A 256-nucleotide genomic window follows, 5' to 3' on the forward strand; every position below is an offset into this window, starting at 1 on the left:
ATAACCCGAAGGTCGTTGGTTCAAATCCGGCCCCCGCAACCAAATGGTCCCGTGGTGTAGCGGTTAACATGCCTGCCTGTCACGCAGGAGATCGCCGGTTCGATCCCGGTCGGGACCGCCATTTTTTAAAAAAATATGGGTCAGTAGCTCAGTTGGTAGAGCATTAGATTGAAGCTCTAAGTGTCGGCGGTTCGATTCCGTCCTGACCCACCATATGCGGGTGTAGTTTAATGGTAAAACCTCAGCCTTCCAAGCT

At 52.0% G+C, this 256-nt stretch carries 2 tRNA genes; both read left to right on the plus strand.

Annotated features, from left to right (window positions below):
- The first annotated feature begins 45 nt into the window (after positions 1 to 45).
- A tRNA-Asp gene (locus ACVYAD_RS25240) sits at positions 46 to 121 on the plus strand.
- A gap of 16 nt (positions 122 to 137) precedes the next feature.
- Positions 138 to 213 (plus strand) — tRNA-Phe (locus ACVYAD_RS25245).
- The last annotated feature ends 43 nt before the right edge of the window (positions 214 to 256 follow it).

Source organism: Lysinibacillus sp. G1-3 (assembly GCF_056322905.1).